The 20,427-nt window shown below is 72.6% G+C and carries 20 protein-coding genes and 1 pseudogene; 11 read left to right on the forward strand and 10 right to left on the reverse strand.

The genetic code is table 11. The features are described 5' to 3' along the window. A pseudogene (locus tag OM076_RS35410) lies at positions 1-1,329 on the forward strand (hypothetical protein); the annotation flags it as partial. A 215-nt stretch (positions 1,330-1,544) separates the two neighbouring features. On the opposite strand, the gene OM076_RS35415 reads toward OM076_RS35410, so the two are convergent. Further along, positions 1,545-2,849 (reverse strand): acetyl-CoA C-acetyltransferase, encoded by a 1,305-nt coding sequence (locus OM076_RS35415; RefSeq protein WP_270044894.1) that lies wholly within the window; start codon positions 2,847-2,849, stop codon positions 1,545-1,547. 109 nt (positions 2,850-2,958) lie between these two features. Here OM076_RS35415 and OM076_RS35420 point away from each other — a divergent pair, with 109 nt between their 5' ends. Together OM076_RS35420 and OM076_RS35425 are read left to right on the forward strand one after the other, a co-directional pair. Beyond that, the gene (locus OM076_RS35420) at positions 2,959-4,599 is read left to right on the forward strand and encodes a hypothetical protein (RefSeq protein ID WP_270044895.1); all 1,641 of its coding nucleotides are present in this window, start codon (positions 2,959-2,961) and stop codon (positions 4,597-4,599) included. A gap of 51 nt (positions 4,600-4,650) precedes the next feature. After that, complete coding sequence (locus OM076_RS35425) at positions 4,651-5,151, forward strand: CAP domain-containing protein (RefSeq protein WP_270044896.1); 501 nt, start codon at positions 4,651-4,653, stop codon at positions 5,149-5,151. Between the two features lie 4 nt (positions 5,152-5,155). Here the strand turns inward: OM076_RS35425 and OM076_RS35430 are convergent, their stop codons facing one another. Beyond that, the gene (locus tag OM076_RS35430) at positions 5,156-6,343 is read right to left on the reverse strand and encodes a S1 family peptidase (RefSeq protein ID WP_270044897.1); all 1,188 of its coding nucleotides are present in this window, start codon (positions 6,341-6,343) and stop codon (positions 5,156-5,158) included. Between the two features lie 169 nt (positions 6,344-6,512). Further along, positions 6,513-7,676, reverse strand: a complete 1,164-nt coding sequence (locus tag OM076_RS35435; RefSeq protein WP_270044898.1) for a hypothetical protein — start codon at positions 7,674-7,676, stop codon at positions 6,513-6,515. Positions 7,677-7,928: 252 nt separating this feature from the next. Here OM076_RS35435 and OM076_RS35440 point away from each other — a divergent pair, with 252 nt between their 5' ends. The 4 genes from OM076_RS35440 to fabG are packed head-to-tail and all read left to right on the forward strand — an operon-like array spanning position 7,929 to position 10,597. Further along, positions 7,929-8,807, forward strand: a complete 879-nt coding sequence (locus OM076_RS35440; protein ID WP_270044899.1) for an SDR family oxidoreductase — start codon at positions 7,929-7,931, stop codon at positions 8,805-8,807. Positions 8,808-8,812: 5 nt separating this feature from the next. Then, positions 8,813-9,496: a response regulator transcription factor gene (locus tag OM076_RS35445; RefSeq protein WP_270044900.1), complete on the forward strand. Its 684-nt coding sequence runs from the start codon at positions 8,813-8,815 to the stop codon at positions 9,494-9,496. Positions 9,497-9,512: 16 nt separating this feature from the next. Continuing rightward, positions 9,513-9,782, forward strand: coding sequence for a hypothetical protein (locus OM076_RS35450; protein WP_270044901.1), 270 nt, complete (start codon positions 9,513-9,515; stop codon positions 9,780-9,782). Positions 9,783-9,787: 5 nt separating this feature from the next. Beyond that, the gene (gene fabG / locus OM076_RS35455; RefSeq protein ID WP_270044902.1) at positions 9,788-10,597 is read left to right on the forward strand and encodes a 3-oxoacyl-ACP reductase FabG; all 810 of its coding nucleotides are present in this window, start codon (positions 9,788-9,790) and stop codon (positions 10,595-10,597) included. 725 nt (positions 10,598-11,322) lie between these two features. On the opposite strand, the gene asnB is transcribed toward fabG, so the two are convergent. Next, positions 11,323-13,158: an asparagine synthase (glutamine-hydrolyzing) gene (gene asnB / locus OM076_RS35460; RefSeq protein ID WP_270044903.1), complete on the reverse strand. Its 1,836-nt coding sequence runs from the start codon at positions 13,156-13,158 to the stop codon at positions 11,323-11,325. 265 nt (positions 13,159-13,423) lie between these two features. Between asnB and OM076_RS35465 the strand changes: the two genes are divergently transcribed. From OM076_RS35465 to OM076_RS35480, 4 genes are read left to right on the forward strand one after another with little or no spacing between them, the layout of a single operon-like run. Beyond that, positions 13,424-14,044 (forward strand): hypothetical protein, encoded by a 621-nt coding sequence (locus OM076_RS35465; protein WP_270044904.1) that lies wholly within the window; start codon positions 13,424-13,426, stop codon positions 14,042-14,044. A gap of 18 nt (positions 14,045-14,062) precedes the next feature. After that, on the forward strand, positions 14,063-15,046 hold the full coding sequence (locus OM076_RS35470; RefSeq protein WP_270044905.1) for an ATP-binding cassette domain-containing protein: 984 nt from the start codon (positions 14,063-14,065) through the stop codon (positions 15,044-15,046). Next, positions 15,043-15,852, forward strand: coding sequence for an ABC transporter permease (locus OM076_RS35475; protein WP_270044906.1), 810 nt, complete (start codon positions 15,043-15,045; stop codon positions 15,850-15,852). Before OM076_RS35470 ends, OM076_RS35475 begins: the two co-directional genes overlap by 4 nt. Before the next feature lie 36 nt (positions 15,853-15,888). Next, positions 15,889-16,656, forward strand: a complete 768-nt coding sequence (locus OM076_RS35480) for a hypothetical protein (protein WP_270044907.1) — start codon at positions 15,889-15,891, stop codon at positions 16,654-16,656. Positions 16,657-16,734: 78 nt separating this feature from the next. Here OM076_RS35480 and OM076_RS35485 read toward each other — a convergent pair whose 3' ends face one another. From OM076_RS35485 to OM076_RS35510, 6 genes are all read right to left on the reverse strand, one after another. Next, positions 16,735-17,001: a hypothetical protein gene (locus tag OM076_RS35485; RefSeq protein WP_270044908.1), complete on the reverse strand. Its 267-nt coding sequence runs from the start codon at positions 16,999-17,001 to the stop codon at positions 16,735-16,737. Further along, positions 16,998-17,297, reverse strand: coding sequence for a hypothetical protein (locus tag OM076_RS35490; RefSeq protein WP_270044909.1), 300 nt, complete (start codon positions 17,295-17,297; stop codon positions 16,998-17,000). Before OM076_RS35490 ends, OM076_RS35485 begins: the two co-directional genes overlap by 4 nt. Before the next feature lie 113 nt (positions 17,298-17,410). Beyond that, a complete protein-coding gene (locus OM076_RS35495; RefSeq protein ID WP_270044910.1) occupies positions 17,411-17,764 on the reverse strand; it encodes a hypothetical protein in 354 nt (117 codons plus the stop codon). A gap of 122 nt (positions 17,765-17,886) precedes the next feature. Beyond that, positions 17,887-18,081 carry a ferredoxin gene (locus OM076_RS35500; RefSeq protein WP_270044911.1) on the reverse strand — a complete coding sequence of 65 codons (195 nt, stop codon included), beginning with the start codon at positions 18,079-18,081 and terminating at the stop codon, positions 17,887-17,889. Positions 18,082-18,098: 17 nt separating this feature from the next. Further along, positions 18,099-19,313: a cytochrome P450 gene (locus tag OM076_RS35505; RefSeq protein WP_270044912.1), complete on the reverse strand. Its 1,215-nt coding sequence runs from the start codon at positions 19,311-19,313 to the stop codon at positions 18,099-18,101. Positions 19,314-19,376: 63 nt separating this feature from the next. After that, a complete protein-coding gene (locus OM076_RS35510) occupies positions 19,377-20,426 on the reverse strand; it encodes a lytic transglycosylase domain-containing protein (RefSeq protein ID WP_270044913.1) in 1,050 nt (349 codons plus the stop codon). Position 20,427 lies beyond the last annotated feature (1 nt).

The raw sequence follows: 20,427 nt of genomic DNA on the forward strand, positions 1-20,427 counted from the left end.
GGCAATGGCGGCGCGGGTCGTGCCGGCGCGGGCAGTGGCCACGGCGGCGCCGGCGGTCGCGACTCGCGCGGCAACGGCGGCCACGGAAACAAGGGCGGCGGCAGCGGCAACGGCCGCGGCGGCAACGCGGGCGGCGGCAACGGCAGTGCCGGTGGTGGCCACAGCGGTTCCGGCGCTCGCGACTCGCGCGGCAATGGCCGCCGCGGCGGCAACGCCGGCCACGGGAACAACGGCGGCGCGGGCGGCCCCTCCGGCGGCGCGGGCAACCCGCGCGGCAACGGCGGGTCGGGTAGCGCTGGCGCGGGTGGTGGCCACAGCGGCTCCGGTGCTCGCGACTCGCGCGGCAACAACGGCGGCGCAGCCAACCCGCGCGGAAACGGCGGCGGGACCGCGCCCGGGCGGCAAGGGAGTGCAAACAAGCGCGGGACGGGCGCGGGTGGTGACGGCGCGTCCGTGACCGGCCGCCGTGGCAATGGGCGGACGGGCGACCGGCGTGAGTCCGCGCCCGGTCCGCGTGAGCGTGGCGGTCGGCGGCGTGGTGGCGGCGCGGGCTCGCGCCACCGACGAGGCCGTGGTCGCGCCCCTGTCCCGCAGCCGCCGACCCCCACCCCGACCCCGGACCCGGCCCCGGCCCCGCCGAGTGGAGGCGACATGCCCGAGCCGACCGTTCCGACTCCTGGTGGCGGTGTCCCCGAGCCGACCGTCCCGACGCCCGGTGGCGGCCTCCCCTGGCCGATCGTGCCGATCCCCGGCGGCGGCCTGCCCTGGCCGATCGTGCCCGCGCCCGGGCCGATCGGACCCACGCCCGGTGGCGGCGTGCCCGGTCCTACCGTTCCGACACCCGACCCGGTTGTCCCCACGCCCGGCCCGGCCGTGCCCGGTGGCGGCATGGCGCCCAGCCCGGCCGTGCCCTCCCCCACCGCGGGTCCGTCAGCGCCGCCGGTGCTGCCGCCGTCACGCCGGGTCGTGCCCACCGATCGCCCCGTGACTACGACGGGCGGGGCGCCGAGCGCGGCGAACCCGCGGCCGGTCCCGGTGAGCGGCGAGGCGACGCGGACGGGCACGAGCACGCCGCCCGGTCCGGCGGCGCCGCAGACCCATCGCGGCGGGGCGCCGGCGTCGCGCGCTCCCCGATCACCGTCGCGGACCGCCCCGCGTCACCCCCATACGCCGCGACGAGACCCGGACCAGGGGCCCGTCGGACCGTTCGGACTGCTCAGGCCGACCGCCGAGCGCGCGAAGGACATCGCACCGTTCGCCGTGCTGGCGCTGATCCTGCTCGTGGTGGCGCCGATGGTGGCATCGCGCCGGGCGCGGCCGCGAGCCTGAGGCTCGGAGCGACTCAGCGCCGGCCCGGCGCTGAGTCGCTCAGCGCCGGTCCGGCGCGTGATGCGCTTGGTGCCGGCCGAACTCGCCGTCAGCGGTACCGTGGGCGACCGGCGCGACCTCGCGCACGATCGGAAGCTGGAAGCCGCGGGCCGCGCGTCGTTCGCGACCTGCCGGGCGTCTCAGGGGGTCGATGCCTGCGGTTGGATCGGTCGCGGTCATGCGGCACCTCGGGGGGTTCGTGGGGCGTTGGCTGGGCCGGCGTCGCAGTCGGCGCCGACAGGGGTGCGGCGGCCGCGGAGGGCACGCGGGCGGGAACGGCTCGAGGCCGCGGTCCGATGCGCGCCGTTGCGGATCACGGCCGCCTGGCCCTGACCGCCGCCGACGCACAGCGCCGCGACTCCGCGTCCGGCATTCGTCCGGCGCATCTCGTGCAAGAGGCTGACGAGGATTCGTCCGCCGCTCGCGCCGATCGGGTGCCCGAGGGCGATTGCGCCGCCGTGCGGGTTCACCCGCTCCGCCTCGAGGCCGAGCTCGCGGATCACCGCGAGCGATTGCGCGGCGAACGCCTCGTTGAGCTCGAACAGGTCGATGTCGCGCAGGCTGAGCCTGGCCCTGGCGAGGGCGGCGCGCACCGCGGGGACCGGCCCGAGGCCCATGATCGCGGGGTCCAGGCCCACGGACGCATGGCTCTCGACGCTGCCGAACGGCTCCAGCCCGAGCTCGGCCGCCCGCCGGGCCGACATCACCACGAGCGCCGCCGCACCGTCGTTGAGGCCGGACGCGTTGCCGGCTGTCACCGTGCCGTCGTCGGCACGGAAGGCGGTGCGGAGCCGGGCGAGCGCCTCGACGGTCGTTCCCGCCCGCGGGGACTCGTCGGTGTCGACGAGGCGGGTCCCGCGCCCGTGCGGCACCCTGATCGGCACGATCTCGTCGCGGAACACGCCGGCGTCGAGGGCGCGCTCGGCCTTCTGCTGGCTGGCCGCGGCGAACGCGTCCTGGTCCTCGCGCGTGATGCCGAACTGCTCCGCGACGTTCTCGGCGGTGATCCCCATGTGGATGTCGTGGAAGGCATCGGTCAGGCCGTCGTGGACCATCGAGTCGATGAACGCGGCGTCGCCCAGACGCGCGCCGAAGCGCGCCTCCGGCACGAGATAGGGAGCGCGCGACATGCTCTCCATGCCGCCGGCGACCACGATGTCCGCGTCGCCGGCGCGGATCGCCTGCGCGGCGAGCGCGACGGACTTCAGGCCCGAGCCGCACAGCATGTTGACCGTCGTGGCGGGGACCGCGTTCGGGATGCCGGCCGCGAGCGCGGCCTGGCGCGCCGGGTTCTGTCCGAGGCCGGCCTGCAACACACAGCCCAGCAACACCTCGTCGACGGCGTCGGCGCGAAGGCCGATGCGCTCGAGCGCGGCGCGCACCGCGTGCGCCGCCAGTTGTGGTGCGGGGATGTCCTTCAATGCGCCGCCGAAGCTGCCGACGGGGGTGCGCAAAGCGCTGACGATGACGGGCCGGTCCATTTATCTCACGCTAAGGCAGCCCCCGGGAACGCCAGGCTGGCCGATCGGACTGCGCCTCTGGCCGTCGGGACAGTCGTGCCTGTTCCGGCCCGCCCGCACTCTGCCGCTAATGAAGAAACGGATTCTCGCGGCGCTCGCCGGCATCGCGGCGCTGGCCGGCGCGCCGTCGGTCGCCCGAGCGGGTGATGCTGACGCGAGCGCCGTCGCCGTGGCGTCGGGCAACGTGTACGTCGGCGGGTCCACCTTCGCGACCGGTGACCTGCGCTCGAGCGTCATCGGTCGCTTCAATCCGGCGGCCGGCGCCTTCGACTGGCTCGAGCGCGTCGAGGGAGCCGCGGGAGCGGCTGACGGGATCACCGACGTCGTATCCGCCGGCGGCTACGTGTACGGCATCGGTTACGGCAACGGCGGACTCGTCGTGTCGAAGATCGACCCTTCGACTGGCACGCTGCAGCGCTCATGCGGCGCGGGCGGCGTCACCGTCAACGGGCTCGCCGCATCGATCCTGCCCGGCCGAGCGGCCGCGCTCGGCAACGATCTCGTGGTCGTCGGCGGGACGCTCGCGCTCCCGACCCGCGGCGTGATCGCGATCGTCGACGGCAGCGACTGCACGGTCCGCACGTCGGCCATGATCGGCGCGGCCGATCCGCAGTCCAGCGTCGGCTTCACCACGGTCACGATCGATGCGACCGGCCATCCGGTCGCCGCCGGCTTCTCGGGCAGCGACGCGGCGCTGTTTCGCTTCGCGCCCGACCTGACGCCGATGCAGACGCGCACGTTCGACCTCGGCGGCCTGCTCGGCGAGGCGTTCACCGGGCTGGCCGCCGGGCCGGACGGCGGCGTCGCGGTCGCCCTCGCGGGCACGACCCTCACCGGCCAGTGCTTCACCCTCCCCGCGCTGAGCGCCGCTCCGGCCTGCGGAGCGGGAGGACGGCGGACGCTCAGCTTCGGCTCCGGCACCGGCGCACCGGTGGGGAGCGTGGCCCTCGCACGCATGGCGTCGGGTGGCTGGCTCGTCGCCGGCTCCCAGCTCGGGTGGGCGGCGCCCGCCGGCTTTCTGGCGCGCGCCGCGCTCGCCGCCGTCGCGCCGACGGCGCTCGCCGCGGACACGACCGTGTTCGCCCCCCTCGGCGCGCAGGTCCTCAACCCCTTCCCGTATCTCCCGTCCGGCTTCGCCGCCGTCACCGCGAACGCCGACGGGATCACCGGGACGGGAACCGCGGGCTACCCCGGTTCCCGCCGGCCGTTCCTCTTCACGTCGCGGCCGGACGGCAGCCAGGCCGCGGTCACGCCGTTGGACGGGTTCGAGAGCGCTCCGGCGGCCCCGGTCGAGCCCGCTCCGCCGGCCGATCCGCCGCCCGCCGACCAACCCGTCGCCGCGCCGCCGCCGGCCGTGCCGCCACGGCCGGCGCTCGCGACCGCGCGCTGGGGGCGACTGGCCAAGCGCCCGGACGCGAGCGGCGGGTTCGGCGCGGTGTCGCTGCGCTGTGCCCGCGCGTGCACCGCAGCGGGCACCTACACGGCGAAGGTGCGCGGCCATACGGTGCGCGTCGGTACGGCGAGCTCGCGGCTCGCGGCCGGTGACGCCGTGCGCCTGCGGCTCGCGCTCTCGCCCAGCGGTCGCAAACGGCTGGGTCACAGCCGCCGGCTCGCGGTCACGGTCCGCTTCCGCGTGACCGGCGCGCGGCAGGAGCGTGCGCTCTTTCAGACCGCGGTGCGGCTGACCGCGCGCGCAAGCCGGCAGCGCTGAGACCGGCGCCGGCGATCGAGCTTTCCATCACCCCCGACGAAGGAGGTACCGATGACACGCGCCGTGCACGGGCTTAGACGCCTGGCCGCGCTCCCCATGGCGACCGCGGCACTCGCCGCGCCCGCCCCCTCGTCCGCGCAGGCCGCGGACAGGGCCGCCGCGGTCATCCGCGAGATCAACGCGCAGCGCGCCGCGAACGGCCTTGGACCGGTGAGGCGGGAGCGCTCGCTGGCCGCGCTCGCCCGCGCCCACTCGGCCCACATGGTCGCGCGCCGGCACTTCAGCCACGGTGACTTCGAAGCACGGATCCGGCACAGCTCGTGGGCACGGCGGCACACGGCCTGGTCGGCCGCTGAGACGCTCGCGTGGGGAACCGGCCGGCGCGGGACGCCGGCCGGGATCGTGGCCGCCTGGATGCAGAGCCCACCGCACCGCCAGATCGTGCTCGACCCGCGGTTCCGCGTGGTCGGCGTCGGGCAGGTCAGGGGCGTCCCCGTCTCTGGTGCGCACGGCCCGCACGGCCGCACGTACACCGCCGACTTCGGTTCCTGACCGACTACCGCCGGCGGATGCGCACGGACGCGCGCAGCACCTCCGCGGCGGGCGCGGAGCGCGTGGGGATCGCGCCCACCGTCAGCTTGTAGACGCCCGGCACGAGGTTCGAGCCGGCCAGCCGGACCGTCTGTCGCGTACCCGGCTGGGCGCGCACGATCGTCAACGCTCGTGTGCGGCCGTGCCGCGCCAGGCGCGCGCGCACGAAGCGCGCGCCGGCCGGCACGACGACCGAAGCGTGCAGCTTGCCGGCGCGCGCGGCGCGCAACGAGATCCGCGACCGCACCCGCAACCTGCGCAGCGCGTCAGCCGGCAGCGCCGGCACGCCGTCCGCGGCCGGATCATCGGCCGGCTGCTCGGACGGCGACGGCGGCGGGGGCGGCGGCTGCATGGACGGCGCCGGCTGGGTGCCGAGCGTGGTGTTGATGAAGTTGGTGAAGCCGGGCATCCACGTGTAGACGACGGGGAGCTCCGGCGCGCACGGCGGGCCCCCGTTCTGCGGCGCGTAACTCGTCACGCCCCACAGCACCGGCTCACCGGTGCTCGCGTCGAACTCCAGCAGCGGCCCGCCGCTGTCTCCGAAGCAGGCTCCGGTCTGATCCGGCGTGCCTGCGCACGTCTGGGTCAGGGGGTCGAAGTCCTGGGCGACGGTGGCGCAGTCGGCCGCCGACCGGATCTGCAGATACCCCTCCTGCAGTTCGGGTGTGAAGACCTGGCCGGATTCGTCGATCGCCCCCCATCCCGCGGCGTTCGGCTTGCCCTGAGGGCTCACGAGCGAGTCGCCGCTCTGGGCGATGCGGATCGGCGGCTGCGCGGTCGGCTGCGCGAGGTGCACCAGCGCGATGTCGTTGTGGTTGCGCTGCGGGTCGTAGTCGTCGGTCATGACGCTGTCGCCGGCGATCACCTCGGCGTCGGGATCGTCGCGCTTGGTCGTACCGAGGGTCACGCTCAGCGACTCGAGCGTCTCACCCTGCGGCCCGCGCGTGCAGTGCGCGGCGGTCATGATCCATTGCGGCGCCACGACGCTGCCGGTACACGCGAAGCCGTGCTCGCCGTCGGGGCCGACATAGGCGCCCCTCAGATAGGCGATCGAGGGCCAGGCGCCGGGCGCGGCGGCAGCGCCGCCGACGATCAGCGGAAGGCCTTGAGCGCCGGCGATCTGCGGAGCCGAAAATACACATGAGAACGCCACTATTGCAGTCAAAGTCAAGTGTTTCGTGTTCACATATCGACCGTAAGCCGACGGCCTCGCGCGCGGACGCGCGCGCGCGAGATGCGACACGTTCGGGCGCGCGCACACGGCGACGGCCCCGTGAGCCGGGGCCGTCGCCGTCACTTCATGAGCGGTGTGCGAGCGCGGCTCAGCGCACGCGCACCTGAGCCCGCAGGACGTCGCCCACGAACATCGTCCCGACCGGACTGGCCAGAACCGTGATCGTGTACACGCCGCGCTTGGCGTTGCGCACGCCGGTCAGCGCGATGGTCTGGCGCGAACCCGCGGCCGCGGCCTGGGCGATCACCTTCGCCTTCGTGGTGCGGTTCTTCGAGAGGCGCACGCGCACGTAGTTCGCGCCGGTCGGCACGATGAACGAAGCGCGCAGCTTGCCGGCCCGCAGCGAACGCAGCGTGATCTTCTTCTTGGCCAGCAGGCCGTGCAGCGAGATCTTCGGCGCGGACGGAGCCGCCGGCTGCGGTTCGGGCTGGGGCTCGGGATCGGCCGGCGTCGCGGGCGTCTGCTTGTCGACGCTCAGCGTCGGGCCGCCGATGTCGGCCGGGTTGCCCGTCGCCACGTCCGGGACGTTGTAGTCCGCGGAGACGTTCAGCGCGCCGTCGGCCAGCTCCGCGAGCGCTGCGGCGGGGATGGTCGCGGTGTACGAGCCGTCGGAGGCGAGCGTCGCGGCGACCTCGTCCGTCGACAGGTCGGCGGAATCGGTGGCCTTCACGGTCACGCTCTTGGTGCCCGGCTGGGCCTGGCCGGTGACCGCGAGATCCCCGCCGGCGGACGCGAAGGAGGCCGTCTTGACCTCGTTGCGGCCCCAGAGCGACAGGGTGTCGCAACCGGCGATCGGGCCGCCCGTCGTGCCGTCGCCGGCGGCGGTCTGCGCGGGAACGGTCAGGGTCGGGCCGCCGCCGGTGACGGAGACCGTGTCACCGGGGAGGATGTCGGGCGTCAGGCCGAGGTCGCCGGAAAGCGACAGTGCGCCCTTCTGCCAGCAATCCCCGGCCGGGTTCAACAAGCTCGGCGCGGTCGTGTTGACGCCGAACGGCAGGCCGAACAGCGCAAGGCCCTGGTACTGGCCGGTCACGACCGGCGCGCCCGTCTTGAGGTCTGGGCGCGTGATCTGAAGCGTCGCCATGCCCAGTGGCAGGCCGGAGACCTGGACCGAGTCCTTCGCGGCATCGACGGTGATCGCCGATTGCGCGCCGGCGACGGGGGCGGCGACCGCGACGCTGACCAGCGCCGCCGTCACCGCCGGCGCGAGCCGCCGGGCCGTGAAGCGCTCGGAAGGCGGAAGGATGTGCATGCAGAGTGTCCTGTCGGTAGGGGGTCAGGCTGCCGCAGAACGGTCGCCGCGCGCCGGACTTCGAGACACTGACCCGAGGTCAGGACCGGACCGGTCCTTCGGCTCCCCGGCGACCCGGCGGGCGGCCGTGCCGACCCCCTGGGCGGGTCGCGCTGGCGCTCGGGCCAGTGCCTCGGACCCTGGGCCGGACCTAGCTTCACCGTTTCGAGCGCCGCCTCGGCGCACCCTCGTACAAGAAACGGAGAATCCCCGGTGCCGACGATCGTCACGGGGGCGTCCGGACACCTCGGGCGCCTCGTCGCGGAGGAGCTGCTGGAGCGGCTGCCCGCGAGCGAACTCATACTCGTCACGCGTCATCCAGAGGCCCTGGAGGACATGACCGAGCGCGGCGCGAGCGTCCGCTACGGCGACTTCGACGAGCCAGGGTCCCTGCCGGCGGCGTTCGCCGGCGGGACGCGCATGCTGCTGATCAGCACGCTGGCCGTCGGCCGGCGCATCCCGCAGCACCAGAACGCGATCGACGCGGCCGCCGCGGCCGGCGTCGAGCACGTCGTCTACACGTCGTTCCTGAACCCGGTCGCCCGCCACCCGGTCGGCGCGATCGCGACCGAACACGGCGACACCGAGGCCCTCCTGCGCGAGAGCCCGCTGCGGTGGACGATCCTGCGCAACGCGACGTTCGCCGAGCTGCAGGTTCAGCCCGGCGCGCTGGCCGTGGCCGGCGGCAAGCTCTACACCAACGCAGGCGACGGCCGGCTCAGCTACGTGTCGCGGCGCGACGTCGCGCGTGTCGCCGCGACGGTGCTGACCGGCGACGGCCACGAAGGCATGACGTATGACGTCACCGCCTCGGAGACGCTCTCGCAGCGCGAGCTCGCCGAGCTGCTGGCCGAGGTGAGCGGTCGCGCGGTCAAGCTGGTCCCCTTGGGCGACCGGGTGCTGACCTGGGGCCTGACCCGCAACGGTGCGCCGAAGCCGGTCGCGAAGGCGATCGCGGCGTTCGGCCGCGCCATCCGCGAGGGGTACTACGAAGTCGTCGATCCCGCCGCCGCCACGATCACCGGCCACGACCCGACAAGCATGCGCGACGTCCTGATCGCGCATCGCGGCGACCTCCTCACCTACACGTGAGGACTATGAGCGTCCCCAACACGGCACTCCGCGGAAGCGTGCTGCTGGTCGACAACCAGGACCTGATCCACATCGGCCTGCGCGTCGTGCTCCAGCGCCAGGACTGGGTGACGCGCATCATCGGTGCGCGCCGCGGCGAGGACGCGGTGCTCCTGGCCGCGCGCCACGAGCCGCGGGTCGCGCTCGTCGACCTGTTCGTCGGCGAAGAGTTCGGAGCCGAGATCTGTGCGGCGATCCGCAGCGAGGCGCCCACGGTGCGGGTGCTGCTGACCTCGAGCGCTCGCTCGATCACCCAGCACGCCGCGCGCGTGGCGGGTGCGTGCGGGTTCGTGCCCAAGGACAGCACGGCCGCGGAGCTGGTCGACACGCTCCGCGCCGTCGCCGGCGGCGACGACCCCTTCGTGTGGCGCCCCGAGGTGCGACGCGGGCAGCTCTCCGAGCGCCAGAGGCAGATCCTCGACCTGATGGCGGAAGGCGAGACCAACCGCACGATCGCCGAGGCGCTCGGGCTGTCCGTCGACACCGTCAAGCACCACACGACGCTGATCTACCGCAAGCTCGACGTTCGCAACCGCGCGGCCGCCGTTCATCGCGGCCAGCGGCTCGGGCTCGTGCAACCCGCCATCCGTGTGCCTCAGCGCCACACGGAGGCCGCGGCGACGCCGCGGGAGCTGCAACGCGCTGCGTGACCAGAAGGAGACCATCATGACCGCTACATCCACCCAGGACCCCGAGAAGATCGTGGCCGGCATCCGCGACGGCCAGGAAGAGCTGTTGACGGCCGGGCGCACGACGATGATCGAGGCGGCCGAAGCGTTGGAACAGACGCTCGGCATGTTCGCCGACGCCGACGACAAGCTCGCCGAGGCGACCGAGATCGACTGGATGACGCGTCTGCTTCACGCCCGCGCGTCGTTCACTCGCGACCTGCTCAGCGCGTCCAGCCGCTTCACCCGCGAACTGCTGACGCCGTAGACAGGATGTCCGCTATCGAGATGCAGGACAGTGCCGCCCTCGAGCGCGACGACAGGCTCATCGGCCGCGTCGCGCTCGTGACGGGCGGCACGCGCGGGATCGGCGCGGCGATCAGCCGCGCGCTGGCAGCGCGCGGCGCGGTCGTCGCGGCCGGGTTCGGAAGCGACCGCGAGCGCGCCGCGCGCTTCGAGGCCGAGTCCGCGATCTCCGTGCATCAGGGCGACGTCGGCTCGCCGGAGGCGTGCCGGCGGACGGTTCAGGAGGTCATCGAGCGCTACGGCCGGCTCGACATCCTCGTCAACAACGCCGGCATCACCGCCGACCGAACCGCGCTGAAGATGAGCGATGACGACTGGCACCGGGTGCTCGCCGTCAATCTCTCGGGCGCCTTCTTCACCGCGCAAGCGGCGCTGGGGCACATGATCGAGCGCGGCAGCGGTCGCATCGTGAACATCTCCTCGATCATCGGGCAGACCGGGAACATCGGCCAGGCGAACTACGCCGCGTCGAAGGCCGGCCTGCTCGGGCTCACGATGTCACTCGCCAAAGAGGCCGCCTTCGCGCTCAAGCGCCAGGACCGGCTGGAGCCCGACGGCCTCAACATCACCGTCAATGCGGTCGCGCCCGGGTTCATCGAGACCGACATGCTCGCGTCGGTGCCCGAGAAGGTGCTGGACGGCATCCGCTCGCAGGTGCCGCTCAGCCGGCTGGGCCGCGCGGACGAGATCGCGCGCGTCGTCGAGTTCCTCGCGGCTGACGCCTCGTCCTACATCACCGGCCAGGTCTGGGCCGTCAACGGCGGCATGGACATGTGAAGGTCCCGCCCGGGCGCCAATGGCGCCCGGGCACACCTCCCTCGCTAGGCGCGTGCGACCCGGCCGTGAGTCCACGTGGCGGCCGGCCTTCCCACCTCATTCGGCCCCAAGACACGTGGGAAGGTGAGCGAGCGTCGACTTTCGTGAGCACAGCGCGAGAAACTCGACGCTCGCGTCGCGAGCGCGAACCTGATCGAGCACACGTTCAGACCGGTACACGCGCACGGTCGACCGCGGCGACCGGGACCCGGCGTGTGCGGGACACACTTTCCTTCTCCGTAGCCCGTAACTGTCGGTATCCCGGCACGGCGACCCGTGCCAACAGAGCCGAGCCGCGAGGCGGACGGCGGCAGCCCAGGGGCGGGTGGCTCGCCACTCCCCCCTCCCCCACCCGGCGCAGTTGACGTTCGTCCCCCCAGGCGAATGAGCGTGGCCACGGCCCTTCACCCCGCGCCGGCAGCCGCGACGCTCAAGTGAGGCGGTCCACGACTGGGGTGGTGGTCGAGACTGACCGTCAAGGCTCCGGGCAAACGACCACCGGTCGCGAGGGGGGTGCTGCACAAACGTTCCCCCTGCGGGTACAAACGTGAAGCACCCCCATCACCGCGCCACATCGAACAGCGCGAACCTGATCGAAACCCGCGCCGGAACCCTCAAACCCGTACGGTCGATCACTGCGACAGACACGGCGTGTGAGGGAGTTGACGTTCGTCCCCACGGCCCTCTTAGAGGTTCAAGCGCGGGCGGTACAGCTCGAGCCACGCCTCGAGGTTGAGCGTCCACTCCAGCCCCTGGCGGTCGGCCGTCGAGACCACCGCCGCGGGGCGCGTGGCGCGTTCCAGCCACACGCGATCGACGAGGTCGGTCACGCCGTTCTCGCAGTAGTCGAGCACCTCGCGCCCCTGGCGCTGCAGCGCCGCGACGTAGTGCGGATCCTGGGTCGACGGGTACGGGCTCTTGACGCGCTCGACCACCGAGCGCGGGAGCACGTCGCGGGCGGCACCGCGCAGCAGGCTCTTCTCGCGCCCGTCGTAGGTCTTCAGCGCCCACGGGGCGTTGTAGACGTACTCGACCAGCCGGTGGTCGCAGAACGGGACGCGCACCTCGAGCCCGACCGCCATGCTCATGCGGTCCTTGCGGTCGAGCAGGTAGCGCAGGAAGCGGGTCAGGTGCAAGTAGCTCGAGATCCGCATCCGCCGCTCGAGCGCGTCCTCGCCGTCGAGGTGCTCGACCTCCGCCACCGCGGTCGCGTATGCGTCGCGGCGGTAGCCGGGAAGGTCGAGCGCCTCGGCGATCGCAGGAGCGAGGATCACGTCCGGCTTCATGCCGAACGCGTCCTTCGTCGCGAGCCAGGGGAACTCGTGCGCGCGCTGGATCGCCGGGTCGTGGAACTGCCGGTAGCCGCCGAAGAGCTCGTCGGCGGACTCGCCGGAGAGCGCGACCGTCGAGTGCTCGCGGATCGCCTTGCAGAGCAGGTACAGCGAGGCGTACATATCGCCGAGGCCGGTCGGGAGATCGTTGGCGGCGGTGACGCGCCGGCGCAGCTCGGGGTCCGACAGGGTCTCGTTGTCGAGCACGATGTCCTGGTGCTCGGCGCCGACGTGGCGGGCGACGTCGTGCACGTACGGCGTATCCGGCGTCCCGCGCAGCTCGTCCGGGTGGAAGTGCTCGGTCTGGCCGACGAAGTCGACCGCGAAGCTGCGCACGCGCTCGCCGTCCTCGCCGAGGAACCGGGCCGCCAGGGCCGTGACCGTGCTCGAGTCCAGCCCGCCGGAGAGCAGGACGCAGCGCGGCACGTCCGAGATCAGCTGGCGGCGCACGATGTCGTCGAGCAGCCCGCGCACGTGCGCGACCGAACGCTCGCAGCCGCCCTCGTGCGGATGTGTGGCCAGCCGCCAGTAGCGACGCTCGCGGACACCGTCCGCGTCGACCGTGACGACCGTACCCGGCTGAAGATCGTGCATCCCCGCCCAGACGGCGTGCCCAGGGGTGCGCACGTGCGCGAAGAGCTCGCGCAGCCCGTCGGCGGAGACCTCACGGCGCGCCAGCGGGTTGGCCAGGATCGCCTTCGGCTCGGAGCCGAAGAGCACGCCGTCGACGGTGCGGTAGAAGTACAGCGGCTTGATCCCGAGGCGGTCGCGGACGAGCACGAGCTTGCGCGCGCCCGCATCCCAGATCGCGAACGCGAACATCCCGTTGAGCCGTTCCGCGAGGCCTTCGCCCCAGTGCTGGTAGGCGCGCAGGACGACCTCGGTGTCGCTCTCGGTCGTGAACCGCTGGCCGGCGGCCTCGAGCTCGGCGCGCAGCTCGCGGTAGTTGTAGACCTCGCCGCTGTAGACGAGCACGATCTCGCCGGCGGGCGTGGTGACCGACATCGGCTGGGCGCCGCCCTCGATGTCGATGATCGCGAGCCGCCGGTGCCCGAGGGCAGCCTGCCCGTCGATCCAGATCCCGCACGCGTCGGGCCCGCGGCACGCCATCGTCTCGGTCATGGCCTCGACGATCGGCCGCTCACTCGCGAGCTCGCGTTCGAAGGCGATCCATCCGGTGATTCCACACATCTGCGCACCTCCGTGCGACGGGTCCCGCCCTCTCTGAAATCACCATGACGCGCCCGCGGCGCGCGGACGCTGGCCAAAGGCCGGGAAGGGGACTGTCCCCCGCATCCGCCGGCGCCTGAAGGTGCTCGGACGGGTGCGCGTGCAGGCCCGCCGCCGCCTCGCGGTATCTACGTTCGAGTCGGACCCACCGAGCCGTTCCGGCGGTCAGCGCGTGCCGTCAATGCGGCCAGCGTCGAGCCCGGACGGTGGCCCGCAAGCTGTGGCGATGCCTGTACGCCCGTGGGCCGTCGCGACGGCCGCTGCCGCGTTGATGGTCGCTCATACTGCGACGGCGTCGGCCACCGACCCCGTTGGAACCGACCCGACGCCGACGCCGACCCCGACCACAGTGCCGCCTGGTCTGCCGGAGCTCCCCGACGTCGCCGGTTCGGTCATCTACGTGGTCACGGTGACCACCACGGTCACCACGACGACCGTCACCGCGCCGATCACCGTCGTCGCCGCACCGATCACGACGACCGTCAACAACGCCACCAACAACACGACGAACAACTCGACGAGCTCCACCACCCAGGCCCCGGCTCCGGCGCCAGGGGCCCAGACGGAGCGCAAGCGTGGCCGGATGGAGATCAACCTGCGCGGGTGCCAGAGCGGTGCCGCAGGCGACCGCTTCGCACGCATGCAGACGCAGGTGCGGCTGCCGCGCGGCACGCAGCTGATCGTGCGCGTCAACGGCCGCCAGGTCGGCGTGCTCGATCTCGGCGCCGGCAGCGACGCGACGGCGAAGCCTGTGCCGCTGCGGATCAGGGTGCAGCGCAACGGGATGCTGAGCATCTGGCGCCCGTCCGGTCGCGTGCTGACCTCCCAGGGCTGCAGCGCCCGCTGACGCGAAGGAACCAACCAAGTGGCCAGTACCCCGATGATCCTCGCCGAGGGTCTGCAGAAGTCCTTCGGCTCCGTGACCGCACTCGCCGGCATCGACGTGCGCGTCGAGAGCGGCACCGTGCTCGCGGTGCTCGGACGCAACGGCGCGGGCAAGACGACGTTCGTCCGCATCGTCTCGACGCTGCTCGCGCCAGACAGTGGCATCGTGCGGATCGCCGGCGTCGACGCCGTCCGCGATGCCGCGACCGTCCGGTCGGTGATCGGCCTCGCCGGGCAGTTCGCCGCCGTCGACGAGATGCTCACCGGCCGCGAGAACCTCAAGCTCGTCGGCCGCTTGTACGGGCTGAACAAGCAGGAGGCGCGAGCACGCGCCGACGAGGTGCTCGAACGCCTGGGGCTCACCGACGCCGCCAGCCGTCTCGTCAAGACGTACTCGGGCGGCATGCGCCGCCGGCTCGACCTCGGGGCGAGCCTTACGGGGCGGCCTCCCGTGCTGCTGCTCGACGAGCCCAGCACCGGTCTGGACCCGCGCTCGCGCGCCGAGCTGTGGAGCTTGATCGAGGACCTCGTGGGCGACGGCAGCACGCTGCTGCTGACCACGCAGTACCTCGAGGAGGCCGACCGGCTCGCCGATCGCGTCGCGGTCGTCGAGCGCGGGAAGATCATCGCCGAGGGGACGCCGCACGAGCTCAAGCGCCGGATCGGCGGCGACGTGCTCGAGGTGCGCCCGGCACGCCCCGGCGACCTCGAGCGTCTGGCGCGGCTGCTGCGCGGCCTCGGTCCGGGCGAGCCGCTCGCCGATGTCCGCGCGCAGCGCGTGACGCTGCCGGCGCCGGAGCGCGTTCCGACGCTGCTCGCCGCCGCACGGCGCATCGAAGAGGCGGAGATCCCGGTCGCTGACCTCGGCGTGCGCGGGCCTTCGCTCGACGACGTGTTCCTCACACTGACGGGCACAAAGCCGCTGCGCGCCGTGAGCGAGCCTGAGATGCGGGCGACGGCATGAGCGAGAACTTCCCCGCCCCCCTGATCGTTCGCGCCCGGCCGACCGGCCCGCGCACGTTCCTCTCCGACACCCTGCTGCTCACCGGGCGCAACGTGCGGCTCGCGCTGCGCACGCCACAGCTCCTCGCGCTCGCGTCGATCACACCGGCGATGTTCGTGCTGCTGTTCCGGTACGTCTTCGGCGGCTCGATCCACGTCCCCGGATACCCGAGCTATGTCGACTATCTGATCCCCGGGATCATCGTCCAGACGTCGCTGTTCGGCGGCTCGTCGTCGGCCGTCGGCGTCGCCGAGGACATGACCAAGGGCGTCACCGATCGCCTGCGCGCACTCCCGACGAGCCGCACCGCGATCCTCGCCGCGCGAACGCTCGCCGACCTGCTCCGCCTCGCCTACACGATCGCGCTGCTGATCGCGCTCGGATATCTCGTCGGCTTCCGGTTCGGCGGTACCCCGCTCGAGGTCGCCGCCGGGCTCACGATCACGCTGCTGTTCGGCTACGCGTGCTCGTGGCTGTTCACGCTGATCGGCCTCGTGGTGCGAGACGCCGAGAGCGCGACCATGGCCGGCTTTCTCGTCACGTTCCCGTTCGTCTTCGCGTCGTCGATCTTCACGGCGCCCGCGACGTTCCCGCACTGGCTCGAGACCTTCGCCGAGGCGCAGCCCGTGACGCACGTCACCGATGCGCTGCGCGGGCTGAGCGCCGGCACCGCGAGCCTGCACTCGGTCGAGTCCGCGCTGGCGTGGTCGCTCGGGATCGTGGTCGTGTCCGCCGTGCTGGCCACGTGGCGCTTCCGCCGACTCTGACTGCACCCATCCGTCCCTCGACCTCGAGAGGTCTGCATGATCCATCGTTTCACGGGCCATCTACGCGGCAATGCCGTCGGCTACCTGGCCCTGTTCATCGCGCTCGGCGGCTCGTCCTACGCCGCCGTGCGCCTGACCCCCGGCAGCGTCAAGAGCGCCGCGATCGCCAAGCGCGCCGTCACGCACGCGAAGCTCGCACGCAACAGTGTCACGAGCGCCAACGTCGCCAAGGGCACGCTCACGCCCAGTGACTTCAAGGCCGGTACGTTCCTCCAGGGCCTCAAGGGCGACTCGGGGGATTCCGGCGGAGAAGGCTCCGACGGGCTCGACGGGCTCTCGGGCTTCAAGGGCGACGCGGGCGACGCGGGCCCGCAGGGACCGCAGGGGCCGGCCGGCAAGGACGGCAACGGCGCCATCGCGGCCAAGATCCGTCTCGGCAACACCGTCACCGCCCCGCACGGGTCGTCGACGTCCGTCCCGCTGAGCGGCGGGAGCTGGACGCAGAGCGCCGGCCAGATCAACCTGCTCGCCGGCACGGTCACGCTCGCGGTGCCCTCGTCGTGCACGGGCTCGTTCGGCAACTCGCTCGTGATCTCGGTCGACGGCCAGGCGAACACGTTCGCCCTCGCGCCGATCGTCCCCGCGGGCACCACGGTGACGATGCCGATCGTCGTCGGCACCATGTCCGAGACGGACGGCGACACGCAGCACACGATGACCGCCTCGTTCGCCAACTCGTGCACCAAGGGTGGCGAGGACTACGCGGTCAACGGCGCGAAGCTCGACGTCATCGCGTTCGGCTGACCTGACTCAGACGCACCGCACGCAGCACAACGGGCCGGCGCAGAGCGCCGGCCCGTTTGCGTGCGAGTGACGGCCGCGCTAGCAGCCGGGCAGCGTGACCGTCAGCGTCGGGAGCTCCAAGGGCGCGTTCTCCACGTGCACGCCCGGGCTGATGACCTTGCCGCCGATGATCACGGGGCCGATCACCACCACGACCCGGCCCATCCGCGGGGGCACGAACGTCAGCGTGCACGGAGAGCTCGCCGTGGTCACGGGAGCGGCAGCGTGCGCAGCGCCCGCGGGAGCGAGCACGGCGCCGGCGCCGATGGCCGCCGTCGCCAGCGCGCGTTTGAAGGTCCGACTCACAGGACGATGACGACGTTGCCGGCGGACGTGACGACGACGCCGCCCGCCGCGCCCGTGATCACGGGTCCGGCAGCGGACGTGATCGAGGTCGCGGGTGCGATCTGATTGACGCCGGAGCCGCAGACGATCGTGTCGTTGCCTCCGGTCTGGCCCTGCCCCTGATCGCCGATCGTGTTGTCGCAGATCGCCCCACCAGGTTCCTCCAGGAGCGCGGCGTCGGCCGCCGGCGCGCCCGCAGCGAGCGCGAGGGCGGCCGCGAGCGGCGCGAGCCGCAGCGTCCGGCGTGACAGCATCATTTGGTTCCTTTCGTAGGAAGCGGTGCGGGTTCAATGCTCACCGCGCCCGGCGCCCACGGGCCCGGACGCCGGGACCGTGGCGGCCGGGCCGATGGACAGCGTGAGCTCCGGCGCTACGGGAGGATCGAGACGTTGCCGGCGGACGTGATGACGGTGCCCGCGAAGCCCGCGGTGATGATCGTCGGGCCGATCGTGTTGGTGATCGAGGTCTGCGGCCCGACGAAGGTCAGGCCGTTCCCGCACAGGGTCACGTCGTTGCCGCCCGTCCGCCCTTGGCCCTCGGCGCCGAACTGGTTCCCGCACATCGACCCGGCGGGGAACGCGGGAAGACCCGCGTAGGCGGTCGGCATCTTGAAGTTGAGCTTCGGTGCGGTGTATGCGTGCGCCGCGGGCGCGCCGGCGGCGAGCGCAACGGCTGCCGCGAGCGGAGCGAGCGGTGCGAGGAGCGGTGTACGGCGTGACAGCATCAGTTGCTTCCTTTCGTAGGAAATGGTGAGCTCTGAATCCTCATCGCACCGGTCGTCGCGGGCATCGGACGCCCGGCCCGTCACCCCCCTGCTCAGGGACAGCGGGGTGCAGGGAGCCGCGCCTAGTCCTCGATGCTGATGACGCCCGCCGGGCACAGCGCCTCGGCGCGGCGCACGCGCTCGGCGAGCTCCGCCGGCGGGGACGGGTCGAGCAGGACGACGATGCCGTCCTCGACACGCTGATCGAACACCTCGGGCGCCGTGAGGACGCAGTTGCCGGAGGCGACGCACTTGGCCTGGTCGACCCTGACACGCATGTGAAGCTCCTTGCTGCTCACCAGCCGACGGGCAGCTCGTAGACGCCGTAGACCAATGAATCGTGCTTGAAGGGGATCCCGTCGAGGCCGACGGCCGGCCGCAGCGTGGGGATGCGGCGGAAGAGCGTTCCCAAGGCGACCTGCAGCTCGACGCGGGCCAGCGGCTGACCGAGGCACTGGTGCACCCCGAAGCCGAACGCCATATGGCCGCGAGCGTCGCGGTGGACATCCAGCCGGTCGGGGTCGGCGAACACGGAGGCGTCGCGGTTGGCCGCCTCGGTGGCCAGGATCACGCCCTCGCCGGCGCGGATCGTCTGCCCGGCGATCGGGATGTCCTGGAGCGCCACCCGGCGCCGCCCGCTCTGGACGATGCTCAGATAGCGCAGCAGTTCCTCCACGGCCGCGGCGATCAGCGCCGGGTCGTCGGTCGCGCGCAGCGCCTCGACCTGCTCGGGATGCTGCAGCAGGGCCAGCGTGCCGAGCGCGATCATGTTCGCGGTCGTCTCGTGACCGGCGACCAGCAGCAGGCTCGCCATCACCGCCGCGGCGTGACGCGTCAACTCGCCGTCGTTCACGTGCCGGGCGAGGTCGGACAGCAGGTCGCCGCGCGGGTCCGCGAGCCGCTGGCCCAGCAGTCCGTCGAGGTAGTCGGTCAGCCGCTCGCGGGCGGATCGCGCCTGCTGCGGGGTCGTCGCGTTGTTGAGCAGGATCCTGCTGTTGGCCTGGAAGAACTCGTGGTCGCCATACGGGACGCCGAGCAGCTCGCAGATCACCGACGACGGCAGCGGCAGCGCGAAGGCGGTGACCAGATCCAGCGGCGGCGGTCCGGCGAGCATGTCGTCGATCAGCCGATCGGCGATCCGCTGGATCGCCGGACGCAACGTCTCGACACGCTTGATCGCGAACGCGGCGGTGAGCATCCGGCGCATGCGGGCATGCTCGGGGTCGTCCATGACGATGAAGCTCCGCTCCCCCGCGAGCAGCTCCTTCTGCGCCGGGCCGCGATGGGGGTAGTGCGGATGTGAGGCGTCCGCGCTGAGGCGCGGATCGGCGAGCAGCTTGCGCTGCTCGGCGTGGCGGGTCACCAACCAGGCGATGCTGTCGTCCCAGAGCCGCACGCGGGTCAGCGGCGATGCCACCTGGAGCGCGCGCAGCGCGGGCGGTGGATCAAACGGACAGCTCGCCGCGCGCGACATCGGAAAGGCCTGAAGGCGTCGTGTCTCTGCAGCCATGGTGGTTCGAGTCTCCGTCCACCGGCTACCGCGCCGCCTGACTCCAGGGACGGAAAACGCAGGTCATCCGTCCCAGCCCACGTGAATGTGGTCGCAGTGGTCGGCGCGCGCGAAGCCGCGGGGGTCGTCCGGGCCATCCGGGTCCCAGCAGTAGATGAGCTCCGTCGATCGCAGCGGCCCGGTCATGGCGGCGAGCTCGTGCACCAGGTTGGCGCAGCGCCCGGTCCGGATGCCGCGGCAGACCTCGCCGTCGACGGCGCCGATGTCCATCGCGCGCCCGGCGGAGTGGTTGGAGACGTTGCCGTCGACGGTGTAGGTCGAGTGGTCGGACTTCAGCGCGGTGACGACGATCGCATGGCGCTTGCCCATGTCGGCCATGATCGCCAGCACCCGCGGGTCGAGCGTGCCGGAGCGCACGTCCCCACGCTGGATCGGCGTCAGCGTGATCCCCCGGTCGTCGAGGATCTCCGGCACCGTGACCGACGGTGGCGGAACGTCATCCGTTCCGCCGCCGCCGGGCAGCGGTGTCGCGGACCGGTACTGGTCGGCTTTGGCGAGGACCTCATTGACGTACCAGACCGCGTGGTTGTAGGCGAAGATCGCCTTGCGGTAGTCGTCGGGCGCGCCGCCGGCGACGAGATAGCGGGCGGCGGCGGGGATCGCGTCGGCCGGGTCATACGGGGACTTCGTGCCGTCGCCGTTGCCGTCGACGCCGTAGCTGTCCCACGTGCTCGGCGAGCCGATGACCGAGAACTGCATCGGGCCCGCGCAGCACCCGTAGGTGTTCACGCCCGAGCTGACGCCCGGCGCCGTGGACCGGCCGTGGTCGGTCTCGATCGAGCCGATCGCCGCGAGGATCCACGGGTCGATGCCATAGCGCTCACCCGCGGCCTCGTAGAGCTCGAGGTAGAGCGACGGGATGTCGCCGCGCGCGAGGGACGACGGGCCGGACCCGCCGGTCTGCAGCGGCTGCAGGCCGAAGACGGCGCCGATGATCCCCATCAGGAACACGAACAAGATCACGCCGAGCGCGGACAGCGCCGCGAGCACCTTCGGGCCGAGGCGGCGGCGCCGCCGGACCACTTCCACGGCGATGGCCAGCGGCAGCGCCACG

The sequence above is a fragment of the Solirubrobacter ginsenosidimutans genome (assembly GCF_027587205.1).

Coding starts and splice junctions, on each gene's coding strand:
- OM076_RS35415 (WP_270044894.1), bottom strand. CDS start 2,849: ATGGACCGGCCCGTCATCGTCAGCGCTTTGCGCACCCCCGTCGGCAGC.
- OM076_RS35420 (WP_270044895.1), top strand. CDS start 2,959: ATGAAGAAACGGATTCTCGCGGCGCTCGCCGGCATCGCGGCGCTGGCC.
- OM076_RS35425 (WP_270044896.1), top strand. CDS start 4,651: ATGACACGCGCCGTGCACGGGCTTAGACGCCTGGCCGCGCTCCCCATG.
- OM076_RS35435 (WP_270044898.1), bottom strand. CDS start 7,676: ATGCACATCCTTCCGCCTTCCGAGCGCTTCACGGCCCGGCGGCTCGCG.
- OM076_RS35445 (WP_270044900.1), top strand. CDS start 8,813: ATGAGCGTCCCCAACACGGCACTCCGCGGAAGCGTGCTGCTGGTCGAC.
- OM076_RS35450 (WP_270044901.1), top strand. CDS start 9,513: ATGACCGCTACATCCACCCAGGACCCCGAGAAGATCGTGGCCGGCATC.
- fabG (WP_270044902.1), top strand. CDS start 9,788: ATGTCCGCTATCGAGATGCAGGACAGTGCCGCCCTCGAGCGCGACGAC.
- asnB (WP_270044903.1), bottom strand. CDS start 13,158: ATGTGTGGAATCACCGGATGGATCGCCTTCGAACGCGAGCTCGCGAGT.
- OM076_RS35465 (WP_270044904.1), top strand. CDS start 13,424: ATGCCTGTACGCCCGTGGGCCGTCGCGACGGCCGCTGCCGCGTTGATG.
- OM076_RS35475 (WP_270044906.1), top strand. CDS start 15,043: ATGAGCGAGAACTTCCCCGCCCCCCTGATCGTTCGCGCCCGGCCGACC.
- OM076_RS35480 (WP_270044907.1), top strand. CDS start 15,889: ATGATCCATCGTTTCACGGGCCATCTACGCGGCAATGCCGTCGGCTAC.
- OM076_RS35490 (WP_270044909.1), bottom strand. CDS start 17,297: ATGATGCTGTCACGCCGGACGCTGCGGCTCGCGCCGCTCGCGGCCGCC.
- OM076_RS35495 (WP_270044910.1), bottom strand. CDS start 17,764: ATGCTGTCACGCCGTACACCGCTCCTCGCACCGCTCGCTCCGCTCGCG.
- OM076_RS35500 (WP_270044911.1), bottom strand. CDS start 18,081: ATGCGTGTCAGGGTCGACCAGGCCAAGTGCGTCGCCTCCGGCAACTGC.
- OM076_RS35505 (WP_270044912.1), bottom strand. CDS start 19,313: ATGGCTGCAGAGACACGACGCCTTCAGGCCTTTCCGATGTCGCGCGCG.